Here is a 20,413-nt window from a genome sequence, read left to right on the forward strand (position 1 = left end):
ATTTGCCTGGTCAAAGCATACATTTTATGATAGAGTGCCTTTTCTTTTTTTGCTAGAATATAGCTCAAATACCCTCGAGAAATATTTTACACATAGTTAGGGGCTTATGAGTTTGGACGTGTCCATTCAATCTCAAATCATTAATTTCCTATTTATTATCCAAACTTTCTCAGAATATGAAAATGTGTTCATTGTCATATTTAATTTAGGCTTATAACAACCACCTCTTGTAAAACTTCTCATTCAAGTAGTGGCTGCTATAAAATGTTTGATTTATTTCCATCTTTACACGGTTGGATGGTTCTTCTTTTTTCAAGCTTTTCAAAACAATCTATCCCGTTAAGAACTTCTCCATATTTTTAGGTTCCTATACGGTGAAAACGTCAAATTAACAACCTAATTTTTTTTGAATATCATTAATCGATTCTGCTAAAAATTCTACTTCCCTTCTTGTGGTCGAATAATGAAGGCCGATACGAATTCCCCCAATCCCCTTCACCGATCGTAAACTTGTTTTAATTCCTCTTCTTGAGAGTTGATCTATAAGCTTTTTCTCATTACTTACACCTTTTTTACTTGTTAACAACATAATGGATGACCAATATTCTTCTTGCTCTATCAAAGTCTTCAAATCTTGATCTAAATTAACTTTACTTTTAAACAAACGTTGTAAACCCAATACATGTTGTTCTGCATCTTTAACTCCATATTTTTTCCAGTTCTCTAAGTTTTTCCCGAGCATTAATGCACCTACTACATTGATCATTCCACCTGATTCAAGGATTCTTGCACCGTTCCCTCTGGGGATATCATACAGGTCCTCAAGCTGCCGATTCCGTGATTCAAGATAATTAACCCAGCCATTTTCCGGTTCCATTAGATTAAGGTATCCATAAAACATCGGTCGAATTAGTTCTAACAGCCTATCGTTAATATACATGAAGCCCGAGCCAAAAGGGCTATTCAGCCATTTATGGCCACCTACGATATAGGCATCTATTTGTTCCTCTTCTATATCTCTTCTAAATACTCCTGCCTCCTGGATACCATCAATAATCCAGAATTCATTTTTCCTTTTTTTACGACCGTGTAACAATTCCTTAAAGGAAAAACGAAATCCACTTACCTCCTGAACCGAGCTCATACACAAAATATTGGCATGGCCATCAAGCGTCTCTTTTACCTTTTCAGTTAAAACCCTTCCGTCTCTTGTTTCTATATAATTAAGGGAGTTAGAATTACCATGCCACACCAAAGCACTAGACATAAACTCAATATCTGGAACCACAACATCCAAGCTTACATTTTGCTTGCTCAAGGAAGATGCAAGAATACCTAATCCTTCAGTGGTATTAGATATAAAGGCAATATTTTTGGTGGAGACTCCATACATACTTGCAATTTGTTCCCTTGTTTCCTCAACTAAAGAAACCATTTTTAATGTATAATCTTCGCTGCTTTCTATAATATTGGATCGAATCTTTTCTGCGAACGCTGTCATTTCTTGCATAGATATTTTATCCGGCAGACCCAATGATGGATAATTAAAATAGTAGTACATTCTGCTCATCCTCAGTTCACTTTTTGTGACAACGAGTGTGTTTCTCTTTCGTCACCATAAATCTCTTTATTTTCTGCCAAATATTCCTCATCATTCATTGTTTCAAGCCCCCAGCTACTAAATGCCGCAAAAACAATTACAATTACCATGGCAATGCAGTAAAACACATATGGTGCAACCCCAACTGGATTAAAATTTGGATATATGGATGTATCAACCATTCCTCCAACAAATGCAAATGGAATCAATAACCCAACACTATATGGCAGAAATCCAATAATTGAGGTTGAACACACGTCCATCAAGTTGCCACGCCTCCATGATTGTATCCTAAACTTGTGACCTAGCCTTCGTACAAAATCACCAAGCATAACCATTGATGGAGTTCCAGCTGTTGTCAAAGCATTAAGCATTAAGGTTGAAATTACAATTACAATCTCAGCACGTTTTGGTGTTGTGGCGACTAGTTCTGCCTTTTCAATCAACCAATTCAAGAATCCACCTAGCTGAAGGGTTCCAATTAGTCCCATTAAAAATATAGTAAATACAGCTACGCCTACCATTCCATAAACACCATCCAAAATAATTCCGCCTGCAGTAAACTCTACACGATTGATTACCAATATATCATTAAATCCAATTAGATTCGCTGCCAGTCCCAAAATTATTCCAAATGCATTAGAATAAAGTAATCCCTCTACGAGATCTCTACCTTTTATCATCAAGAATAAAAGTAATGCAGGTACAAGGAGCATGATAAGTCCCAATGGATTAATATCTCCCGGTGGTTCAACAGTCGAACTACCAGATTGAAGTAACGCAAAAATAATATATAACACAATTGTAATGGTACCTGCCGCAACGGCATACTTGAAACGGCTTCTTACCACTTTGTTTACCTCCGTACCTTGTGAATATGCCGATACAATTGTCGTGTCCGATATTGGGGCAAGGTTATCCCCCACATATGATCCCCCTATTATTGCACCAATAATTAGCAAAGGATCTCCACCTAATGTATAACCAACCGGAAATAAAATGGGACTGGCTGCAATCAAAGTCCCAACTGAAGTACCTGTCGACATTGACATTAGTGCCGCAACTAAGAAGGCAAGTAGAGGAAACCAGGCAATGGAAAAACCTGTTTGCAAAAACCCCCATACCAACCCTTCTACCAAATCAGTTGACCTCAAGAGTTGTGCCATAATACCAGCCAGAAACCATGCAAGTAACATTATTGCAAGCATACGAGATGTTATACCATGTATTAGAGCGTCGATATACGTTTTTTTATTCTTAGCCAATAATAACCCTACTAGTAAAGCTAATAATGCCATTGGCCAAAAGGCTTCAGGTAAGGCAGCCCCCGTAAATCCTAGCCACAGAATCCCGATAAACATCACTGTAAATGGTACTAATAAAATAGGAACTCCACCATAAAACTCAAGCTTATTATTAGCTGGTTTTTGATTTGTCATAAATCCATTCCCCCCACTATCTTAATTTATGAATCTAGCAAGTTCCCTTACCGCTTTTTTAATATCCTCTTCCTCATTGTAAAAATGTGGCGCTATTCGAATGACGTCATTTCTAGCCGATACCAAAATATTTTTTTCCCTAAGACGATGCTCGACTTCCGAAGCATTGTTCACATAAATGGCTGTGTTCGATCCTTTCTTTTCAACATCTGTCGGACTTTTAATCAGAAGCCCTCTTTCTTCGGCTTCATCAATTGCAACGCGAGATAAATGTTGTAAGTATTTTTCAATGTCACTCATTTGATATTGATTTAAAATATTTAAAGCTGCTTCCGCTGCGAAACCGTTAATCATAGGAAAAGTACCTGTATCAAAGCGTTTTGCATGTTCACCATAATTAACATTTTTGATGTCAAAACCGAACGGATTGCTTTGGCCAAACCAGCCTGTGATCTTGGGAACTAGACTTTTAGCAAGATCCTGTTTGACGTACAGGAAAGCGAGTCCGGGAGTACCAAGCGCATATTTTTGGAGCCCGGTACTAAGCATATCTATCCCTATTTCATTCACGTCAATAATAGACTGCCCAAATGATTGATATGCATCTACAAATAAATATGAACCCTTCCCATGAACCACCTTAGCGATTTCTTTAAGATCCTGTTTATAGCCGTTGTAATACGAAACATGAGAAGTGCCAACAATCAATGTTTCTTCATCAATAGAATTTAAATAATCTTCCACCCCAATAATACCGTTTTCATTTCCACCAATAAATTCAATGTCATATTGATCGCTATGGGACAGCCATACATGCCCTATTGTTGGGAAATCAAAGTCGGTAATTAATACTTTTTTCCTAGCTTTATTGGATAAACTTGTTGCAATACTTGACACACCGTGTGATACACTAGATACAATCGCTACCTCACTTGGGCTTGCATTAATCATCTTAGCAAATATAGAACGTGCGTTTTCACAGGCTGTCATCCAGCCTTCCCAATCCATTCCTTCTTCTTCCCATGAGTGAACATAGCGATTAATTGCGTTTTTAACCTCAACATGAAGGGCACTTTGCGAACAGCTAGACAATTGAATCTTGTTATTTAGAATCGGAAATTTTTCTCTTGGCGTTTTAAAAGTTTTTATCATTTATTTCATTCCTTTCTTAATTATGAGAGGCTGGGGGTTATTAAAATGGAAAATCTGTTAAACACACTATCTCCGTGGCTAGACAATTTAGATTACGATTGGAAGCCTATTATCGAAAAATCTACCATTAAACATTTTCCATTCAATGCACATATATACTACCAAGGCGAATATGCCGGTACGGTTTACATCATACTTTCTGGTCGGGTTAGACTTTATATGACATCACATGATGGTCGGGAAAAGGCTACCTTTATCGCCGGTAAAAACTGCTTGATTGGAGAAAACTGTGTTAATTTAGATAAAACATATTTAAAAAATGCAATAACAGCTTCCAATGTTAAAGTGGCAAGGATTTCCTTTTCAGAATTCGAAGCCATCCTCTACAGTCAATCAAAACTTATGAGGCAATATATTGACCTACTTAACTTGAAGCTTCGACTGGCTAATATGTATCACCTCCAACTGACTTATGGAAACTCTACAGCGCGTATTTGTGATGCCCTCTACCACCTAGCCAGTACGTATGGTGAAGAGCAAGATAATGGAATTACAATATCAATCCATTTTACCCATCAGGAATTAGCCAACCTAATTGGTACTAGTCGAGTAACCGTAGCCAATACAATTAATGACATGATACGGCAAAAAGTCATTGTAAAAAAAAATAAATATTATCACATCCCTGAATTAAATAAGCTATTTGAATACCGTTAACCTTATTATCTACAATCCATTTAAATAACTCTGTAAAATACTTTACAAAATTAATTAAATATTTTATTAATTACCTATAAGTCGTCGAAAATTATTCCCCCTCTTTTACAAGAGGCTCTCATTGATTAGGATTGATCGCAAAAAGTTCTCATTACGATACAAAAAAATTGACATTTAGATACATTTTGATGTTCCCTGTAAAAAGTAAAGGCTGTTTGTTCTAATCGTTAACTAGAACAAACAGCCTAAAAATATATGTTACGAACTCATAGCTAAATTACTTTTCAATCCTTATCCCAAATCACATTCTCCTGTTTTTTTTCGTTTACAACCAACTGGAAAATATCAGGCCTCGAATAATGCCCTACAACATCAAAGTCAAATTGTGCCTCGGCAATCTTGCCTAAATCGATATCACCATAAATTATCTTTTCCTCACCAAATACAGGTTCGGCTATATATTCACCCAAAGGATCAACTATACAGCTGCCACCTCTAGCTAATTCATTAGGTAACTTTTGAAATTCTTCCCGAGAGGCTATTTCCTCAGGAAACATCTCCTTAGTAGTGTACTGATTACACGATAGAACAAAACATCTACCTTCCGTGGCTATATGCTGCATGGACGCAAACCAAGTATCCCGGGCATCCGCTGTTGGTGCAATATAGATTTGAACTCCTTTCGCATACATAGCAGCTCTGGCAAGCGGCATATAGTTTTCCCAGCAAATTAGCGAGCCAATTTTGCCGTATGGTGTATCAAAAACAGGTAAAGTACTTCCATCACCCTCTCCCCAGATTAGCCTTTCTGAACCGGTTGGCTTTAACTTTCTATGCTTACCTAGTAATTTTCCATCTGGTCCAAAGAATAATGCTGTACAATAAAGAGTACCTTGGCTGTAATCATCATCTTTTTCAATAACCCCAATCAGGACATAAGCCCCTATCTTTTTTACAGCCTTACTGATTTGTTCAGTCTCTGTTCCTGGCACTGTGATCGAGTTGTTCCAATAATTATAAAAATCTTTTCTTCCTTCTTCTGATCTACTTCCCACTACCGTCCCAAACGACATCCCCCGCGGGTATGCTGGTATAAATGCCTCAGGGAAAACAATAATTTTTGCATTATTTTCCCCAGCTTCTTCTATTAATCTGGTTACCTTTTTGATCCCCTTTTCCTTGTCCATAACCTCGGCGCCAGCTTGAATTACCGCTACTTTGAATTTATCCACCTTATCCAAGTAACCTCAACCCTTTCTTCATAATCTCACAACCTCAACTATCAATTAACATTTTCTACACAATCATCTGATTCCCTGTTTCCATTTTTCTGTTAAAGTATCATGAAACTCATTTTGAATTGCAGTACTTTCCTTCACTACCTCCAAAGAAAACGATACTAGCTACGATTATAATAGATCGGTAAAATTGACATTGCTTTTAATAAACATTAATTTTGCCAGATCATTTATTTTCCAGCTGTTATCATCTACATCAACTATTACAACAGGTACCCTAAATTTATCTAAAACTTCCTTTTTGAAAAAATTATTATCCATTTAATCACCTGATTACTACTGTTTATTTTGTTCATTCTTGTAGAGGAGTTGGATCTTTTCGACGATAACTAGATTAACTAACAAGTTTCTTGCTGAATATAAAAATAAAGAAATCGGCAAGTGTTACCAATTTCTTCACAAAATGGGGAAGAGTAGTTAGCTTGAATTTAGGTGCATTTGAAGACTGTTTGTATTTCAATTGTATTTAATTGCCACATTCTTCAACACCGTATAATTATAAAGTGCAGCCCACCCCTTCTCTCTACCGAATCCACTTTTCTTATAACCACCAAACGGCATTTGCACCCCGCCTCCAGCTCCATAATTATTGATAAATACCTGTCCGGAATCAATTCTACTAGCCAGATAGTGGGCTGTATTTAAATCCTTTGTCCAAATTCCAGTCACCAGGCCGTAGTCCGTACTATTTGCTAATTCCAATGCTTCTCCTGTATCTTTAAATGAAAAGACATTTAGCACTGGTCCAAAAATTTCTTCCTGTGCAAGCCTGCTGTTCCAGCTGACTCCATCAATAATTGTCGGCTGCACATAAAATCCACCTTCATACCCTCCTACCGTTACAGGCTTTCCACCAGTAAGTACGTTCCCTTCCTCATTCGCCAGTTCAATCATTCCCATAACATGCTGGTATTGTTTCTCATTTAAAATCGGCCCCAAGTCTTTATCCTGCATCCCCGCTCCAACCGTCAGCTTGCTGAACCGCTCGATGACTTTTTCCAAAAATTCTTGTTTAAACGACTCCTCCACCAATAATCTTGCTCCTGCAGAACAGGTTTGCCCCGCATTTTGAATAATTGACCGAACGACACCTTCCACGGTTTTCTCTATATCACTATCTGCAAATACAATATTTGGAGACTTTCCGCCTAGTTCTAAAGTGGACGGAACTACATTAGCCATTGCAGCCTGTCCAACTGCAATCCCCGTGCCAACCGATCCGGTAAATGTTACATGATTAATTAACGGATGCCCAGCTAAAGCTGCACCTGCTTCATGACCGATACCAGTTACATGATTAAACACACCTGCTGGCAAATCTAGCTTCTCAAAAAATTCTGTTAACCGCGTTGCTGTCAGTGGTGTATCTTCAGCACTTTTCACCACAACTGTATTTCCAGTGGCAATTGCTGCGGCAACACTGCGAGAAATAATTTGCAGGGGATAATTCCATGGGATGATATGTGCAGTTACGCCAACTGGTTCACGCACGACATAATTCAGCAATCCATCTTCAATTGGGATCGTATCACCCATGACTTTATCCGCTGCACCACCATAAAACCGAAAATACCGAATTGCTGCATCCACATCCGAATATGCCTGGGAAAGCGGTTTTCCTACATCTGTGGATTCCAATTCAGCCAATTCGTCTCTGTGTAATTTTATTTTGTCTGCAATAGCAAATAACATTTCTCCTCGTTCAAACGCTTTTACCTTTCGCCAATCTTCCCCATGAAACGCTGCTTTTGCAGCCAGCACTGCTCTATTCACATCTTCCTCTGTCCCTCGGGGAATCGTTGCAATCGTCTCTCCGCTGGACGGATTCTTAACATCGATTGTGCGGGCATTGGAACTCTTTGTCCATTTCCCGTCAATGTACATCTGGAGTGCCTTCACTAACCCTCTCTCCTTAGTCTAAAATTATATATTTCTTCCGCCATCTACATGTAAAACGGCTCCCGTAACCATATTTGTCTCATCTGATAACAAGAATTTAACCGATTGTGCAATATCCATTGGTTTCAGTAATCTGCCCAGTGGTACACTTTTTTCAAAAACTTCTTTTTTAGTATCATCCACATTAACACTGTCTGCTGAAAATTGCCCTAGCATATTGGTATCAGAAGGTCCGGGATGAAGAATATTCACATTAATATGGTATGCAGCGAGTTCCAGGGCAAGAGCTTTTGAAAATGACTCCACTGCCCCTTTGGAAGCTACATAGCATTGCAGCCCCGGCCTGGGTCTCGTGGTGGATACGGAACCAACATTCACGATTTTTCCCTGCTGCTGTTTTTTCATATATTTAGCAGCTTCCCGGCATGTTAAAAATATACTTGTCATATTCACATCCATGATTTTCCGATAGTCATTCAGACTGCAATCTTCAATGGATGCGGCACTTTGTGCAATCCCAAGAATATTGGCCAATCCATCAATGGACCCAAAACGCTCAAACGTCTCCTTAAATACCTGATGTACTGTCTCTTCTTCCAGTAAATTACCATTATATTCCACAAAATCAGTTCTGCCTTTAAATTCATCAAGCAAATCTGTATTTAAATCACAGCCAACCACGTTTGCTCCTTCTTCTAGCAATAATGCGACAGCAGCTTTTCCCATTCCTCCGCCGGCCCCTGTAACAATCACTGTTTTACCTTGCAGTGTCATTCAATCACTCCATTATTTTCTTAGTTTCCTGGCAATCGCCTTGCCGACCTCTTTAGTTGATGCTGTTCCGCCAATATCCGGAGTTAATACTTTCTTCTCTTCCAATACTTCTTCGATGGCAGCTAAAACAGCATCGTGCAGGTCTTTTCTTCCCAAATGCTCCAGCATAAGCGCTGCAGACCAGATTTGCGCCATGGGATTGGCAATGCCTTTTCCAGCAATATCGGGAGCAGAACCGTGCACCGCTTCAAACATCGAAGGAAATTCACCACTCGGGTTTATATTTCCAGATGGAGCAATCCCCAGCCCGCCAACGATAGCTGAACCCAAATCTGATAGAATATCGCCGAATAAATTCGATGCCAATACGACCTCGAAGGATTCCGGCCGCTGCACAAAATATGCAGACAAGGCATCAATATAGTATTTTTCATATTTAATATCCGTATTTTTATCAGCAACTTCCTCCACAATCCGATCCCAAAATGTCATTGCATGGATGACGGCATTTGACTTTGTTGCATTAGTTACTTTAGTCAGCCCGTGTTCCCGGGCATATTGATATGCAAATTCGGAAATTTGTGTGACACCTTGTCTCGTCATCACTGTGTTTTGCACTGCCATTTCCCGTGCTTCAGCATGAAACATGGTACCGCCTGAATTTGTATATTCTCCCTCACTATTCTCGCGGATAATGACAAAATCAATTGGGTCATTTTGTTTCAATGGACTTTCCAGCCCTTTTAAAAGCTTTATCGGCCGAAAGTTGACGTATTGCTTAAAATTTTTTCGGATCGGCAAAATTAATTCCCATATGGTGACTGGATCTGGCACCCGATGGTCTCCGATAGCTCCGAATAAAATGGCATCAAAATCCATTAGCATATCCAGTCCATCTTCAGGCATCATCCGCCCATGTTTCAGATAGAATTCACTATTCCAGTTAAACTCTGTGGCTTCATATTGAAATGTCGAATCAATTTCAGAAAGTACCTGCAATACGTTCACTGCTTCCCTTGTCACCTCTGGGCCGATCCCGTCTCCTGGTAAAATCGCGATCTTATATACTCTCATTCAAATCATCCTTTTTATGTCCTTCCATGCTATGTCTGAACCTTCGTGGGCAGCCGCTGCTATAATTGTTATCAATGCTTCAGCTATTTCCCATTCTGACCATTCCATCGACAAGGTTCCAATTCCCAATCCAGAACTGCCCCAGGGAAAGGAATGGAAAAAACCCTATACTGCCCCTCAGATCCCAATGCTTTCCTTACTTGTATGCTTTAACAATACAGATCTTCACTGCCCTATCCAGCAACTGGAATTAAATTTCTGAAACATGCACTGCAGGTTTCCTCCCATGATTCCAATTCCCACCCAGTGCACGCTCGATTTGGGCACCCAGCTGAAGAAGCAATCCATCGTCTCCTTGCCGTGAGAGTGCGTGAATTCCAAACGGCATCCCATTCTCCATCTCAGCCATTGGCAGTGAAATGCCAGGAAGACCGCAGAGATTGGCAATCGAGGTATACGCGAATATGCCCCAGAGATTTTCGAACCAGTTGTAGACGGAGTGGTTATCACTAATCGTCAGATACTCTTCCGTTCCAAGCAATGGCGTAGGTAAGGCCATTGTCGGTGTCAGAATGATATCCCAGTCTTCAAAGAAGATACCCAACTTGCGGGAAGTTTCATTGAACACTGCCTGCATCCTGGCTCGTTCTGAATAGGTGGCAAAGCGCCCTTCTTCCCAGACCCGGATGCACATCGGTTCAATTAGATGGGCAGGCGGACGTTCCAGGCCCTTTTGCTCCAATATATTCGAAATCGTTTGTGCAAATTTCATGATATATGCCGTAGTCTGTGCTTCGTAGGCGGCATGAAGGTTAACATCGGGCACAAGCCACTCGACGTGATGGCCCAGTCCCTCTAGGAAATGAGCCGCCCTTTCTAATTCAGCCACAATATGCGGTGTTGCCCGATAATCCCCCCACTCATGCGAAACGGCGATACGAAGCTTTTTTGGATCACGCCGGATCAGCTCAGTGTATGGTTCTGACGGCATCCAATAGGGCATGAACTCCCCAGGAGATCCGCCTCTGCAACGGTCCACAAAGGCTGCAGTATCACGTATAGTCCGAGTGTGGCACCCTTGAGCAGAAACTACATTCATCAGATCCGAGCTGTCAGGAGCTTGGGAAAAAACGCCTCGGGATGGTTTCAGTCCGATATTGCCGTTTACTCCTGCAGGAATCCGGATCGAACCGCCGCCATCTGTTGCATGTGAGATTGGAATGATTCCGGCTGCCACCGAAGCTGCCGTTCCAGCAGAGGAGCCGCACGTCGTATAGTCTAGATTCCATGGATTTCGTGTAATATAGACGTCTGCATTCTCTGCAGAACTGCACAGTCCAAACTCTGGCGTTGTCGTCCTCCCCATGATGTTGAGACCAGCTTTACGGATTTGTTTAGTCAGGTAACTATCCGCTGCATTGCGGTTCCCCTCCATTAGAAGAGAACCCATTTCTTGCAGGCGACCTTTGAGAGTAGGTCCTAAATCTTTCATCATAAATGGGACCCCCGCAAAGACGCCCTCAGGATCCATTCCATCCTTCACGGGATCATGGACCACATCATCAAAGACTTCAATAACTGCACTGATCTCAGGGTTTAAGGCTTCGACACCGCTGGCTGCCTGCTGCGCCGCTTCCCCTGGAGTAATCTCTCCATTTCGTATCAATTCAGCAAGACCCATGGCATCAAGATTAGACCATTCATCCCAATTCATCACTAATTTCACCAAGCGTCACTCCTTTAACATTTGTTCAGATTGTTTATTTACTTCAAATCTAGTTTTCTGCAAAACTATTATATTTAATGATAGATTCTAGTTGCTACCAGAAATAATATCTCTTTATGCTTCCTTTTTAATGTTTTGTACCGGAAATTCATAGGCTTTCTGCTTAAATGCCAAACTGAAGACGATACATACAATCAACGAGAGGAATACTGGAACTGTGACGGTATGCACGCCGAACAAATCCCCATAAGCTTGATTATAGAAATGGATGGCAATGTAAGAACCAATCCCTGTGATCATAGACGCAATCGCTCCAGTTTTATTGGCATGCTTCCAGTACAAACCTAGGATAAGAGGCCACATAAATGCAGCTTCCAACCCGCCAAATGCAAATAAGTTTAAAAAGATCATTAAATCAGGTGGGCTGATAGCTAATAGAAAAGCAACAATACCGATTAGTGCAGTCACACCCATACTGACCTGTTTTACCTGATTCTCTGTTGCCTTCGGTTTGACATAATTTATATACAAGTCCTTGACGACCGTCGAACTAACCAATAATAGCAGCGAATCTACTGTTGACATGATTGCTGCTAAAGGTGCAGCAAGCAGCAAACCAGCAGCCCATGGAGGCAATACCTCTAAAGCGACAAGCGGAATTACCTGGTCTGCCACTTCAATCCCTGGCAGAATCGGTCTTGCAAACACACCGATCAAATGCATCCCAAACATGATGGTACCTACTACAACTGTTCCAATCATGATCGCTCTGTGCATGGATTTGGAATCTTTATAGGACATTGCCCTGACCGCCACCTGTGGTACCGCGACAACACCAACACCGACAAGGATCCAGTAAGAGGATACATAGGCAGCCGACAATGAACCATCATGTCCAAAAGGTGTAATCATATTGGGATTGATTGATACCAAATCGGAAAAAATATTGGATATCCCGCCCCCAGCAACGATTACAGCAATGAGCAATAATAAAGTACCAAAGAACATCACAATTCCCTGGACAGTGTCTGTTATGACAACAGCACGAAAACCGCCGATGGTGACATATACTAGGACAGATAATGTAAAAATAAACAAAGCAGCTACATAATTAATCCCCGTCAAGGACTGAATCAGATATGCCCCACCTACCCACTGTGCTGCCATTGCAGAGAAAAGGAAAACGATAATGCTGAAAGCGGATAAAAGTACAACTGTTGTACTTTTATATCTTTCTTTCAAGAAGTCGACCAGGGTCACAGCGTTATACCGTCTTGATACAATAGCGAATTTCTTCCCCAATATAAGCAATACAAAATATCCTGTTGCTACTTGGGACATGGCAAGTAAAACCCAGCCAAATCCTATGGTATAAGCTGCACCCGGCCCACCCAAAAAACTGGATGCACTACCATAGGTTGCTACCATGGTCATTGCCAGTACCAGTCCCCCAAACTCACGGCTCCCAAGAAAGTAATCACTCAGGAAACCTTCAGCCTTGGCTAATTTTCGGTTAGACCATATCCCGACAAGGAATATAACAATTAAAAATATTAATAATGGTATAATTACAGCCCAATTCATACGTTCATCACCTCATCTTCCGCTTCTTCACTCTCATCTTCGTCCTCCAGCGATATATCTGTTAGCAAAAAATTAACCGCCAGAAAAACAAGCCCGAACATGAAAAGTGTTCCCAAAATCACACTGAAAAAAATCCACGCAGGAAACCCTAGTATATAGGTATATTCTTCAGGCGGCTTTGAACCCAGTCCATAGGCAAAACCGTACCACCATACAAAATTAATGACAGCCAGTGCACAGCCGATCAAGGCTTCCCGGTTAGCTATTGCAAAACGGCGTTCCTGCTTTCCTTTTTTATTTTCCAAAATCAATACTCCTCTCTTAAAATCATGTGATTTAGATAGATAAATCCTGCTTAAATCTTTGAAGCAGTATTTTTCCGAGTTCTGTGATTACCCTGGATGTTTATCCGAAACTGGAAGTCTATCCTCTTCTCAAAAAAGGCTTTGGTTCCTTAAAGTAAAGTTTCGTTGTTAACGAGAATCAATTGCCAAGTCAAAATAAATTAATTGCTTTTTTGTATAAAGTTCCACCCGGCTCTTTTCCATTTACATGCAGGGCCTTAATAGAAGATTTCTTCCACCCGACTCCTTGATTTTTTCAAGAATTTCCACTAACAATTTAGATGACTTATACTCTTTTAATGCAGACTCCGCATAGTTCCAAATCGTCTTTGAGGCATTGATTAATTCAGCTTTGTTATGATCAATCCATTCCACGACTAACTTTTCACTCTGATTAATGATTCGTCACTCCCGTCATTATTTTTTGTATATCATCCTTTTTTAACTCCATAGCCTAAATGCCACGTTAATTCGATTATAAGAATAAAAATAAGTAAAGCTATCCATTTTGGCAACGCTTTCAAATTGCAAATAAACACGCAAAGCAAAATATAATTTAAGCTTTCTTTCTCACTTCTAATAAGATTCTTGTATATTCATTTATAAGTAAGCAAATTTTCTCCCCCTATACAGAAATGGAGAAATATAGTATATTTAAGAAAACTCACATACTACGTATGATGTAGTATGTTGTACATATCCTATCAAATTAAAATTCATTTGTAAATAGTAATTGACTGAAAAGTTTAATTTCCCGCATAATTGTAAGTACCACCATACAAAATGAACTATATAGGAGATGATAATATGACTTTTTCCATTGATAAAATCAGCCTAAGCCGCACTATATCCTCAGAAATTGTATTAATTATAAAAGATAATCTTCTCCGTGGAGTATTAAAACCAGGTGATAAATTACCCACTGAAAAGGAATTAATGGAACAATTTGGGGTAAGCAGAACTCCTGTCAGAGAAGCGATTAAAATTTTAGAAGCAATTGGTGTAATACAAATCAAACGTGGCGAAGGTATGTTTATTACAAATAATCTCTCCCAATTTACATTAAATCCGCTGATATTCAGTTTGATTATGCACAGTAATAATATGGAGCAGCTTATCGAGTTTCGCCAGCACTTTGAGGTTCTATTAATGAACATGATCATCACAAATGGACAAAAGGATATCAGCAGGATTGAAGAGGTCTATCAATCTCAAGAGGAAAGAATGAATTCTGACTTAAGTCCTGAGGAACTTGCTGATATAGATTTGGAATTTCATTATGCCGTACTCGAAGCCACGAATAACCCATTTGTCATAGAAATCGGCAAAACTATTTATGAAATTATCAAGCCGAATATGATCCATTTTAAACACTCCAGCAACATCGAGCGGACATTAAAAACGCATAACTTCTATTTGGAATTACTTCGTGGCAACATCGATTTCAACTCTGGTACAGTGGTTCAGCAGATGATAAAAAATAATGAGGAAATGGTCAAATAATAACAAACAAACTCAACTTTCGCACCGTCAAAAACATAGTTAGTTCAAGACATGCAAGTGCTTGTAGTCGTTGAAATATGATCCTTGACATTACGTTTAAACATGAAAAAACACCTCAACATTTGGTATAGTTGATTTGACGAGAATCACTACCAAAATAGAAGAGGTGCTCCTACTATGATAGCGGAAAACGACCAAAACAAGCACTGCCAAACGAAATTAAACTAATTTTTAACATATATTCATCAATATTAAATAATTTTAGACTTAACGCATCCTCCAAATCATGAGCAGCATAAGCAATCTCATCAGCTAGATCAACAATTTGTACGTCAACTGTTCGTGGGTTTACATTCTTGCCAGATAGCTTGTTTTTAATTCTTTCATAGTGGTTTCTATAAATAAACTTTTCGTTATTATCATTAATTGTTTTATAGTACTTTACTACACTTAAAATAGTCCTTAACGTCAAATTAAGCCCTTTAGCTTGGGGTAACTTCTTTTCCAAGTCATTTAGTACTCTAAGCGTTTGTGCATTTCCTTCAAATCCACCTCTACCGGCCATTATTTTGTTTAGTATTCTTTCACCGTGATGCCCAAAAGGCGGATTTCCTATATCATGAGCAAGTGCTCCAGCTTCCACAACATACATGTCATTGTCATAAACATTACTTAAATCAGAGTTACTTTTTAGACTTTCCGCTATCCCCCTAGCTATCTGTGCAACATCAAAACTATGAGTAAGACGATTCCTATAAAATTTATCACTCCTTATCCCTAATAATTGCATCTTACCTTGTAATCTTCTAAACGATGTTGAGTAAAAAATTCTGGAATAATCTCGTTGATAATCATTCCTGGCCCGCTCTACATTCTCCTTATGTAATCTGTAATTTAAGTCTTTTAACGGAATATAATATTTCATTAATTACATTATCCATTTTCTTTGTATCTCCCTTCTAATATGTGGACAGTTAGATAATATGCATCGTTAATAACATTTTTTAATATGCACGATCATTAACAAATCAGCAAAACTTATGATCAAAAAACCCACACATCCCCAAAAGATCTGTGTAGGTCTAGTTGTAATTATCCCTCTACGACTTAATCTCCGCTATCATCCCGTGCACCTTCTCAACTTCCTCATCCGGAACAATCAAATAATACCCCCCGCCAATTTTCGTGCCAATCCCTTTCATCATATAACTAACCGTATTATTTCGAATGTCTTTATAATTCAGCAGCTTTCTTCTTACCTACTCCTTGATCAATGGACGAAACTGTTTTATGCACTTTATCGTTTACGGTTTGCTTTGCATTGTTATATATGGAAAATGCATATGTACCATCACCAAGCACAAGGACTAAAACAACAGTCAGGCTTATCCTTAACCATAGACACCTTGGTTTTTTCATTTATTTGATCGCTTTCCTTCTACCATATTGACATTCCTTTATTCATAAAAAAACCTATGACTATTATACCATTTATTTTGAACTAGTTATTTTTCAAATCCATCTTGATGATTATGATCCCAATCCCATGCATGCGATACCATATACGAGGATCCAAGGCAACTCTTCGATAATTATTTTAAATCTAACCCTCTTACCTCTGCATATAAGTCTACCCGTTAAAAAACAGCAGGGACTAAGAACTACATGGAGAGAACCTAAGTCTATTCCAACAAAACAAGAACATCCACAACGAATTGCATTTTTGATTGACAGGTTAGCGTTAGGACAAAATAACTAATCACAGCACTTATTAACGCTGCCCCAACTACCAATGAAATAATCAGCAGCAATCGTTTCCTCCATGTCTGCACCTCTATATGCCTTTATGTAGCAATCAGCAATATATACCTACCTATAATTCCGACGTTATATTCGAAATTATAACACAAAGATGTAAGATGCTACATAATCTTTTAAAATCTTTCCCCCAATATTACAATAGTATTACAAATACCCTATAAATCTATTAAATTTTTACCTCTGTTGGTATAATTAGGTCATATTTATTAGTAAAATTTTCTTATGAAAGGGGTAAAAAAGTTGGCGAATAAAAAAATCATGATGTCGGTAACAGCGAGCGCAGTAATCGCCTCAGCATTTCTGGCAGCTGAAGAAGCCGATGCAGCATCCTATAAAGTTAAAAGTGGTGACTCACTATGGGTTATTGCACAAAAATACAACACAACTGTTTCCCATTTAAAATCAGTCAACAACCTGACAAGTGACATTATTTTTCCCAATCAGGTACTGGAAACGGGCAGCAAAAAGAACTCATCTAATTCTAGTAATAAACAATCAAGTAATAAATCGGCTACATACACCGTTAAATCCGGTGACACGTTGAGTGGTATTGCGTTCAAACATAACATATCATTATCCAACTTAATGAAATGGAACAACCTTAAGACAACATTAATCTACCCAGGTGATGTATTTGTCGTATCGAAGAATGGAGCATCATCTTCAAGTTCGGGAAGTTCTAATTCAAGTGGTTCTGGAAGTGGAAGCTCCGGATCATCTAACAGCTCCACCTACACTGTTAGATCCGGTGACACATTATCCGGTATCGCCATTAAGTATAATGTTACAGTTACCAACCTGAAAAAACGGAACGGATTGAAATCTGATCTTATCATCGTCGGGCAAAAACTAAAAATCGGTGCAAACGGTAGCTCCGGATCGGGGGCAGGGAATGGTAGCTCCAGTTCCGGCGGTTCGGCAGCTGATATCGATTACAACGTCAATAAATTAATTAGCACAGCAAAAAGCTTACAAGGCATTCACTACGTATGGGGCGGATCCACACCAAGCGGCTTTGACTGCAGCGGATTCATCTATTATACGTACAACAAAGCAGGTAAATCGATCGGGCGCCTATCAAGCGGCGGCTATTACAACCGCTCATACTATGTAAACAAACCAGCAGTAGGTGACCTCGTATTTTTTGAAAACACCTATCAGAGCGGAATCTCCCATTTAGGAATCTATTTGGGCAATAATCAATTTATTAGTGCTGAATCAGACGGTGTGAAGATTAATAGCTTAAGCAACTCTTATTGGAGTAAGCATTTTGAAGGATTCAAACGGTTTTATTGATTTTTATTGATAGATGCCTTTTAGTTAATGAAGGATCGGTTACAGGAGACTCCGGCGTGGTGCTGGAGTCTTTTTTGTTTTATAGACCAGATAGGTAGTGTGCAGCGAGGGCTCGATCGATTCTCCACGCGACTCAATCATTCCAGGCGCTGCTCGATCGCTTTTGCGTTACATTCAATCAAAATAGTCCGTTTAACTGAGTGTTTAACCATCAAATCAACGTTATGATACATATGCAGAAATACCACAACGATAGCAGCTATGACAAGCTGCCGGGAAGCCCCCATTCAATTGCCCTTCCCACCGGACTATAGAATATCGATTAACGGTTGGCCAAAGAACCATCAGAAGCATCGGAATCGTTTCCAGGAGAAGGAATTCAACCCTATTAGGCTTCCCTCTCTAGCTTTCATCAATTATTTACGTGCATTCCTCACCCTCATTTCCGTTCGCATTTACACCATTAAGGTTTTCTAAAGAGCTGAATCATCTTGTCGGGATAATCAATAAATGGGTTGCGGTTCCCCTGAATTTCATGGATAGCTTGATTGCGGTGCTTTTCATAAAGATCCGGCAGAAACTGTTGATGCCATTCCAGCAACAATTCCGTATCGATCATCTCTTTATGGGACTGCTCAATTTCATCCGGATACCTTATTAGAAAATACAACATGGCTCTTGCCACAGTCCCTTTCCCATATTCCGGTTCAAATAGGCTCTCCTCCGCCTTGCCGCATGCATCTTCTGCTCGCTGGTCTCCGATAGTATGCGGGTTATAGTCTGGAAAATCATGATAAGGATAATTGCTTCGAAGTGAATTGCAATCAGGATCACAAGTAAATAAGTGGTGAATATCGCCACGCATCGGCTTCCGCTCGTTGAACCACGATTGTGGGACCACATGCTCACAATTATATAGAAATTCATCCGCAACCATCGCAAGTTGATCCAATCCCACTTCTTGATCCCTATCAAGCTTGTCGATTTTCTCTTTTCTTTTTAATGATGTTTGATAATCTGCTTTAATCACATCTTCTGCCTGTCGGTTCTTTCCCGAGTAAATGCTCTTTAGATCTCCATTGGGACGCAGATCAACCCACGGGTAAACATATTCGGTTGGTTCATATGGCACCTGATTGGTATGCGTCTCCTCAAGAAGCTTCTCAAGTGATGGAATTACTTCACCACCATCACCGTCAAAATCAATACAACGATAGTATTGCTCCACTCTCCGGGCATCTTTCTCCTCATCATAATAGGATTTTTCATCTTGCCGCATCTTTTCCTTCATCCCGCTATGCTTAGAGAGTATTGATTTAAGACGCTCGTGATTGGTTAATACCGGAAGAAGAATTTCCTTTTGTCTGGGGGTTAAAATCATTACATTATTCCTCCCTTAGAAATGGATTATGAAATGGAGATTTGTTATATGTAGCATACCACGTATTGTAGGTGGTTGGAAATATTGCACAATTCTTGAACTATACTTTCAAAATTTCAGCGATAAATCCATTTGTCCTCTCTTTGTCCTACAGTTGCATCGTTAAATACCGTTTTAAAAAGCCTCAGCAAGTTATGGTCATTCCCAATTAAATCAACTTGATGCACCCGTTTAATGGCATCTTTCCGAACAAAAATAAGAAAGCTTTCAAATTCCAGATAATCTGTTAAGGCCTTCATCGACAGATCAAACGTCTAGCAAAACTTGCTTCTCAAATATTGCAATCTGTAAAAAGTACAGAGAATCGTTAAAAAATGAAGAATCCAATTTAAAAGATTGCAAATAGTTGATATATAATAAAGGAAATAATAGGTATATATGTATCATTTTACCTAAATACAATTACCTATACCGATCCTGATGATGCCGTTTTAAGGAACACACTGTTCTGTATGTTATTTCCCATAATAGAACGAAGTGAAGCTTCCTCGAACCGAACGATGCTCGATATACCGCGATAAATTTTTGATTTACAATGAAATCGCTATCATTTAACAGGAGGTGATGTGTATGCGATTTTATTTACTATTGGCTGCACATATGCCATAAATCCAATTCATGGCATTTTGCAAAAGTTTTAATTACCTCTAAGAACTGCAAACAACGAATATCGGCGTCATTGCGACTACGGGTAGCAAAATTTAAAAACCAGGTATAGAGAGGAGGATAAACAAACGTAATGTTG

The 20,413-nt window shown here is 39.3% G+C and carries 20 protein-coding genes; 3 read left to right on the top strand and 17 right to left on the bottom strand.

Going from position 1 to position 20,413, the window contains the following annotated elements; translation table 11 throughout:
• Window positions 1–388 precede the first annotated feature (388 nt).
• The 3 genes from IEX12_RS19565 to IEX12_RS19575 are packed head-to-tail and all read right to left on the bottom strand — an operon-like array spanning window position 389 to window position 4,191.
• A complete protein-coding gene (locus IEX12_RS19565; protein WP_188725734.1) occupies window positions 389–1,561 on the bottom strand; it encodes an aminotransferase class V-fold PLP-dependent enzyme in 1,173 nt (390 codons plus the stop codon).
• Window positions 1,562–1,572: 11 nt separating this feature from the next.
• Window positions 1,573–3,039: a Na+/H+ antiporter NhaC family protein gene (locus IEX12_RS19570; RefSeq protein WP_188725735.1), complete on the bottom strand. Its 1,467-nt coding sequence runs from the start codon at window positions 3,037–3,039 to the stop codon at window positions 1,573–1,575.
• A gap of 21 nt (window positions 3,040–3,060) precedes the next feature.
• Window positions 3,061–4,191 (bottom strand): aminotransferase class V-fold PLP-dependent enzyme, encoded by a 1,131-nt coding sequence (locus IEX12_RS19575; RefSeq protein WP_188725736.1) that lies wholly within the window; start codon window positions 4,189–4,191, stop codon window positions 3,061–3,063.
• Window positions 4,192–4,236: 45 nt separating this feature from the next.
• On the opposite strand from IEX12_RS19575, the gene IEX12_RS19580 reads away from it, so the two are divergent.
• On the top strand, window positions 4,237–4,908 hold the full coding sequence (locus IEX12_RS19580) for a Crp/Fnr family transcriptional regulator (RefSeq protein ID WP_188725737.1): 672 nt from the start codon (window positions 4,237–4,239) through the stop codon (window positions 4,906–4,908).
• A gap of 284 nt (window positions 4,909–5,192) precedes the next feature.
• Here the strand turns inward: IEX12_RS19580 and IEX12_RS19585 are convergent, their stop codons facing one another.
• The 8 genes from IEX12_RS19585 to IEX12_RS19615 all read right to left on the bottom strand — a co-directional run bounded on the left by IEX12_RS19585 (window position 5,193) and on the right by IEX12_RS19615 (window position 13,568).
• Window positions 5,193–6,149: a carbon-nitrogen hydrolase family protein gene (locus IEX12_RS19585; protein WP_188725738.1), complete on the bottom strand. Its 957-nt coding sequence runs from the start codon at window positions 6,147–6,149 to the stop codon at window positions 5,193–5,195.
• 513 nt (window positions 6,150–6,662) lie between these two features.
• On the bottom strand, window positions 6,663–8,105 hold the full coding sequence (locus IEX12_RS19590; protein ID WP_286171289.1) for an aldehyde dehydrogenase family protein: 1,443 nt from the start codon (window positions 8,103–8,105) through the stop codon (window positions 6,663–6,665).
• Window positions 8,106–8,129: 24 nt separating this feature from the next.
• Complete coding sequence (locus IEX12_RS19595; protein ID WP_188725739.1) at window positions 8,130–8,879, bottom strand: SDR family NAD(P)-dependent oxidoreductase; 750 nt, start codon at window positions 8,877–8,879, stop codon at window positions 8,130–8,132.
• 12 nt (window positions 8,880–8,891) lie between these two features.
• The gene (locus IEX12_RS19600) at window positions 8,892–9,953 is read right to left on the bottom strand and encodes a tartrate dehydrogenase (RefSeq protein ID WP_188725740.1); all 1,062 of its coding nucleotides are present in this window, start codon (window positions 9,951–9,953) and stop codon (window positions 8,892–8,894) included.
• Window positions 9,954–10,082: a hypothetical protein gene (locus IEX12_RS23570; protein WP_286171290.1), complete on the bottom strand. Its 129-nt coding sequence runs from the start codon at window positions 10,080–10,082 to the stop codon at window positions 9,954–9,956.
• A gap of 121 nt (window positions 10,083–10,203) precedes the next feature.
• A complete protein-coding gene (locus IEX12_RS19605; protein ID WP_188725741.1) occupies window positions 10,204–11,679 on the bottom strand; it encodes an amidase in 1,476 nt (491 codons plus the stop codon).
• A gap of 114 nt (window positions 11,680–11,793) precedes the next feature.
• Window positions 11,794–13,263, bottom strand: a complete 1,470-nt coding sequence (gene panF / locus IEX12_RS19610; RefSeq protein ID WP_188725742.1) for a sodium/pantothenate symporter — start codon at window positions 13,261–13,263, stop codon at window positions 11,794–11,796.
• The gene (locus IEX12_RS19615; protein WP_188725743.1) at window positions 13,260–13,568 is read right to left on the bottom strand and encodes a YhdT family protein; all 309 of its coding nucleotides are present in this window, start codon (window positions 13,566–13,568) and stop codon (window positions 13,260–13,262) included. Before IEX12_RS19615 ends, panF begins: the two co-directional genes overlap by 4 nt.
• 846 nt (window positions 13,569–14,414) lie before the next feature.
• Between IEX12_RS19615 and IEX12_RS19620 the strand changes: the two genes are divergently transcribed.
• The gene (locus tag IEX12_RS19620) at window positions 14,415–15,110 is read left to right on the top strand and encodes a FadR/GntR family transcriptional regulator (protein ID WP_102414692.1); all 696 of its coding nucleotides are present in this window, start codon (window positions 14,415–14,417) and stop codon (window positions 15,108–15,110) included.
• A 175-nt stretch (window positions 15,111–15,285) separates the two neighbouring features.
• Here the strand turns inward: IEX12_RS19620 and IEX12_RS19625 are convergent, their stop codons facing one another.
• The 3 genes from IEX12_RS19625 to IEX12_RS23575 all read right to left on the bottom strand — a co-directional run bounded on the left by IEX12_RS19625 (window position 15,286) and on the right by IEX12_RS23575 (window position 16,921).
• On the bottom strand, window positions 15,286–16,035 hold the full coding sequence (locus IEX12_RS19625; RefSeq protein ID WP_188725744.1) for a deoxyguanosinetriphosphate triphosphohydrolase family protein: 750 nt from the start codon (window positions 16,033–16,035) through the stop codon (window positions 15,286–15,288).
• Between the two features lie 308 nt (window positions 16,036–16,343).
• Entirely contained in the window at window positions 16,344–16,529 is a 186-nt protein-coding gene (locus IEX12_RS19630; protein WP_102414690.1) for a hypothetical protein, read from the bottom strand.
• 263 nt (window positions 16,530–16,792) lie between these two features.
• Complete coding sequence (locus IEX12_RS23575) at window positions 16,793–16,921, bottom strand: hypothetical protein (protein ID WP_284732481.1); 129 nt, start codon at window positions 16,919–16,921, stop codon at window positions 16,793–16,795.
• A 250-nt stretch (window positions 16,922–17,171) separates the two neighbouring features.
• On the opposite strand from IEX12_RS23575, the gene IEX12_RS19635 reads away from it, so the two are divergent.
• Window positions 17,172–18,227 carry a C40 family peptidase gene (locus tag IEX12_RS19635; RefSeq protein ID WP_102414689.1) on the top strand — a complete coding sequence of 352 codons (1,056 nt, stop codon included), beginning with the start codon at window positions 17,172–17,174 and terminating at the stop codon, window positions 18,225–18,227.
• 137 nt (window positions 18,228–18,364) lie between these two features.
• On the opposite strand, the gene IEX12_RS19640 is transcribed toward IEX12_RS19635, so the two are convergent.
• The 3 genes from IEX12_RS19640 to IEX12_RS19650 form a co-directional block, all read right to left on the bottom strand.
• Window positions 18,365–18,514 carry a hypothetical protein gene (locus IEX12_RS19640; RefSeq protein ID WP_188725746.1) on the bottom strand — a complete coding sequence of 50 codons (150 nt, stop codon included), beginning with the start codon at window positions 18,512–18,514 and terminating at the stop codon, window positions 18,365–18,367.
• 176 nt (window positions 18,515–18,690) lie between these two features.
• Window positions 18,691–19,608 carry an endonuclease I family protein gene (locus IEX12_RS19645; RefSeq protein WP_102414688.1) on the bottom strand — a complete coding sequence of 306 codons (918 nt, stop codon included), beginning with the start codon at window positions 19,606–19,608 and terminating at the stop codon, window positions 18,691–18,693.
• 116 nt (window positions 19,609–19,724) lie between these two features.
• A complete protein-coding gene (locus IEX12_RS19650; protein ID WP_102414687.1) occupies window positions 19,725–19,907 on the bottom strand; it encodes a hypothetical protein in 183 nt (60 codons plus the stop codon).
• Window positions 19,908–20,413: the final 506 nt, after the last annotated feature.

The organism is Lentibacillus populi (genome assembly GCA_014642895.1).
Classification (GTDB): Bacteria; Bacillota; Bacilli; order Bacillales; family Amphibacillaceae; genus Lentibacillus_C; species Lentibacillus_C populi.